Origin of the sequence: Falsiroseomonas oryzae (assembly GCF_027856955.1) — a bacterium.
Classification (GTDB): Bacteria; Pseudomonadota; Alphaproteobacteria; order Acetobacterales; family Acetobacteraceae; genus Falsiroseomonas; species Falsiroseomonas oryzae.
The window spans coordinates 1-3,505 of the sequence record NZ_JAPSMD010000500.1; the positions used below are offsets into that span (position 1 = coordinate 1).

General features: G+C 74.0%; 4 protein-coding genes. All 4 read right to left on the reverse strand.

What is annotated here, in order from left to right; genetic code table 11:
- Positions 1 to 423, reverse strand: a 423-nt coding sequence (locus tag OZN99_RS27735; RefSeq protein WP_270938457.1) for a universal stress protein, incomplete at its 3' end; no start/stop codon positions are given.
- Between the two features lie 58 nt (positions 424 to 481).
- Entirely contained in the window at positions 482 to 616 is a 135-nt protein-coding gene (locus tag OZN99_RS27740) for a hypothetical protein (protein ID WP_270938458.1), read from the reverse strand.
- Positions 617 to 646: 30 nt separating this feature from the next.
- The gene (locus OZN99_RS27745) at positions 647 to 1,864 is read right to left on the reverse strand and encodes an MFS transporter (RefSeq protein ID WP_270938459.1); all 1,218 of its coding nucleotides are present in this window, start codon (positions 1,862 to 1,864) and stop codon (positions 647 to 649) included.
- Positions 1,865 to 2,017: 153 nt separating this feature from the next.
- A complete protein-coding gene (locus tag OZN99_RS27750; protein WP_270938460.1) occupies positions 2,018 to 3,412 on the reverse strand; it encodes an FAD-binding oxidoreductase in 1,395 nt (464 codons plus the stop codon).
- Positions 3,413 to 3,505: the final 93 nt, after the last annotated feature.

A 3,505-nucleotide genomic window follows, 5' to 3' on the forward strand; every position in this document is an offset into this window, starting at 1 on the left:
GCCGTCGCGCAGCAGCGCCTCGATCACCGGCGCCACGCCGCCATCCGCCAGTTCCCGCCCCAGCGTGCAGTCGCGGCCGAGCACGATCACGTCATGCGCCGCCCCGGCCCGCAGCAGCGCGGGTTCCGGCGCATCCTCCAGCCGCAGCACCTCGTAGGACAGGCCGGCGGCGGCGCCGGCGCAGGCCTCCAGCGCGGCCCGCGCCTCCGCCTCGGCCTGCTCGGTCAGCTTCGCGTCGCGCCGCGCCTTGAAGGCGGCGCCGCCGATCGGCACGGCCTCGTGCTCGTCCTGGGTGTGTGGCCGGTCCAGCACCACGGCGACGGTGAGCTTCGCGCCGCTCTCGCGGGCCAGCGCGATCGCCGCGTCGCGGGCCGCAACGGCGCCCGGCGTGTCGTCCAGTGCCACCAGGATGCTGCGCAGCATGAAGGGCCCTCCTCCCGGCCAGGGTAGCGCGGCGCGGGGGGAACGGGCAGCCCGGCCCTCAGTGGCAGGCGGCGCAGGTGCCGGCGGCGAAGCGCCCGACGGCGCCCTCCATGCGCATCCCCGTGGTCAGCGCCATGTGGCCGACCACCAGCAGCAGCGCGACGGCCGCCACCCCGACGAGAAGCCGCAGCATGTCCTGCCCTCCTCCCGAACCGGGGGCATGCTAGCGCCTGGGGTGCAGGGCCAGGAAGCCGATCGAGCACAGCACCAGCGCCGCGGCGAAGGTGCCGATGGCCGCGGCCACGCCGCCCCAGGCCGCCATGAGCCCGGACAGCGCCTGCAGCGCCGCGGCGCCGAAGAAGAAGGAGAGGTTGACCGCGGAGAGCGCGCGTCCCGCCTGCTCGGGCCGCACCGCCGCGCGCACCAGCGGGTAGGCCAGCACCTGGAAGGACACCAGCAGGCCGAAGCCGATCAGCATCGCCAAGTCCCAGCCCGGCGGCAGCATCGGCAGGCCGAGCACCCGCGCGGCCCAGCCGCCAGGCCCGCCCGCCAGCACCAGCAGCAGCATCGCCGCGGCGCCGACATGGGTCGTCCACATCAGCAAGGTCGCATGGCCGACCCGGCGCAGCACCAGCCCGGCCAGCGCCGGGCCCGCCGTCAGGGCCAGGGTGCAGGCCAGCAGCAGGTTGCCCGCCTCCACGCGCGGCAGGCCCTTCACCTCCATCAGCCACGGCCCGCCCCACAGCCCGCGCACGCCGAGCACCGCGGCGAAGGAAGCGAAGGCGAAGACCACCACGCCGCGCAGCGCCGGCTGCGCCGCCATGCCGACCACCTCCGCCATGTCCCGCAGCAACCCGCGCGAGGGATGCGGCGCCGGCCGATCCCCCGGCACGAGCAGCGCCACCGCGCAGAACGCCAGCGCCGCCAGCCCGCCGCAGGCCAGGTAGCCGGCGCGCCAGTCCGTCGCCTCGATCAGCAGTGCCAGCGGGCTGGCGGAGATCAGCATCCCGGTGTTGCCGACCGCCTGGATCACGCCGGACCACAGGGCGAAGCGGTGTGCGGAGAGCGCCCGTGCGGCGAAGGTGACCGGCGCCATGAGCATGCCGGAGCAGCCGGCGCCCAGCACCACCTGCGCCAGCAGCATGGACCACGGGCCGCCGGCCAGCGCGGCCATCGCGGCGCCGCAGGCGCCCACCGCCAGCAGCGCCATCGCGGTCGCCTTCACGCCGAAGCGGTCCAGCCCGATGCCGACGGGGATCATCACCGCGGCGAAGGCCAGGGGGAAGATGCCGGTCACCTGCGCCAGCCCCTCGGCGTCCAGGCCGAGGTCGCGCATCAGCACATCCGACGCGATCGCCGGCAGCGTCCGCACCGCGTTGGAGAAGACGTGGCCGAGGCAAAGCGCGAGGATGGCGAGGGTGACGCCCGCGGACGCCGTCATCGCTGGCGGCGCGCGCAGCGCGCCGAGCGCGCGAATGCGCGCCGCGCACAGACCGACAGCCCGGCAAGCGGAACAGCCGCCTGCGCGAAGCCAAGGCCGTCAGGCGTCAGCATGCCGCTGGCATGACGCGGCCGCCCGGCGTCCGATGGCATATCAGTTTCTGAACATCTTCCCGGGGTTCATGATCCCCTTGGGATCCAGCGCGTGCTTCAGGCTGCGCATCACCGCCAGCGCCTCCGCCCCGTGCTCCTCCTCCAGGAACTCGCGCTTGCCGAGCCCGATGCCGTGCTCGCCCGAGCAGGTGCCGCCCAGCGCCAAGCCGCGTGCCACGATGCGGCGGTCCATGTCCCAGGCGCGCTCCAGCCCCTGCGGGTCGTTCGGGTCGTACAGCACCATCTGGTGGAAGTTGCCGTCGCCGACATGGCCGACGATGCAGGTGAAGTGGCCGAGCTCCTTCGCCTCCTCCTTCGCGCCCAGCAGCGCCTCCGCCAGGCGGGAGATCGGCACGCAGACATCGGTGGTCAGCGCCTTCCAGCCGGGCTTCGCCGCGCAGCCCGCCCAGTAGCTGTCGTGCCGCGCCTTCCACAGCTTCGCGCGCAGCGCGGGGTCCTTCGCCCATTGGAAGCCGTGGCCGCCATGGCCCGCGGTGATCGCCTCCACCGTCTCCGCCTGTTCCTGCACGCCGGCCTCGCTGCCGTGGAACTCCAGGAACAGCGTGGTCAGCGGCGCGTAGCCCTCCAGCTTCGAATAGCTGATCGCGGCCGCCATCATGTCGTCGTCCAGCAGCTCGATCCGCGCGACCGGGACGCCCATCTGCATCACCTCGATCACGCTCCGCACCGCGCCCTCCAGCCCGTCGAACTGCACCACGGCGCTGCTCATCGCCTCCGGGATGCCGTGCAGGCGCAGGCGCACCTTCGTGACGACGCCGAGCGTGCCCTCGCTGCCGACGAACAGCCGCGTCAGGTCGTAGCCATTGGCCGCCTTGCGGGTGCGCCCGCCGGTCTGGATCACGCGGCCATCGGCCAGCACCACCTCCAGTCCCAGCACGTTCTCCCGGATGGTGCCGTAGCGCACGGCGTTGGTGCCGGAGGCGCGGGTGGCGACCATGCCGCCCAGCGTGCAGTGGCTGCCCGGATCCACCGGGAAGAACATGCCCTGGTCGCGCAGGTGGTCGTTCAGCTGCTGGCGCGTGACGCCCGGCTCCACCAGGCAGTCCATGTCCTCCGCGTTGACCTCCAGGATCGCCGTCATGCGCGAGAGGTCCAGGCTGATCCCGGCGCGCACCGGGTTCACATGCCCCTCCAGCGAGGTGCCGGCGCCGAAGGGCACCACCGGCACCTCGTGCTGGTGGCACAGGCGCAGCAGGCGGCTGACCTCCTCCGTCGTCTCCACGAAGGCCACGGCATCCGGCAGGGTCGGGGTGGAGCTGTCCTCGCCATGGCTGTGCTGCTCCCGCACGGCGGCATTGGTGGACAGGCGGTCGCCCAGGAAGCCGCGCGCGGCGGCGATGACGGCATCCACCGGGCGGGGCGTGATCGTGTCCATGCAGTCTCCTCGCAGGCGGGCGGACAGGTGGCCCCCCGGCCCGGCGCCGCCGCAGGCCCGGCGCGCGGCGCGATGCGGCGGCCCGCGCCGGAC

What these genes read in the sequence shown, in the direction of transcription:
- OZN99_RS27740 (WP_270938458.1), bottom strand. Translation starts at nt 616, where the DNA reads ATGCTGCGGCTTCTCGTCGGGGTGGCGGCCGTCGCGCTGCTGCTGGTG.
- OZN99_RS27745 (WP_270938459.1), bottom strand. Translation starts at nt 1,864, where the DNA reads ATGACGGCGTCCGCGGGCGTCACCCTCGCCATCCTCGCGCTTTGCCTC.
- OZN99_RS27750 (WP_270938460.1), bottom strand. Translation starts at nt 3,412, where the DNA reads ATGGACACGATCACGCCCCGCCCGGTGGATGCCGTCATCGCCGCCGCG.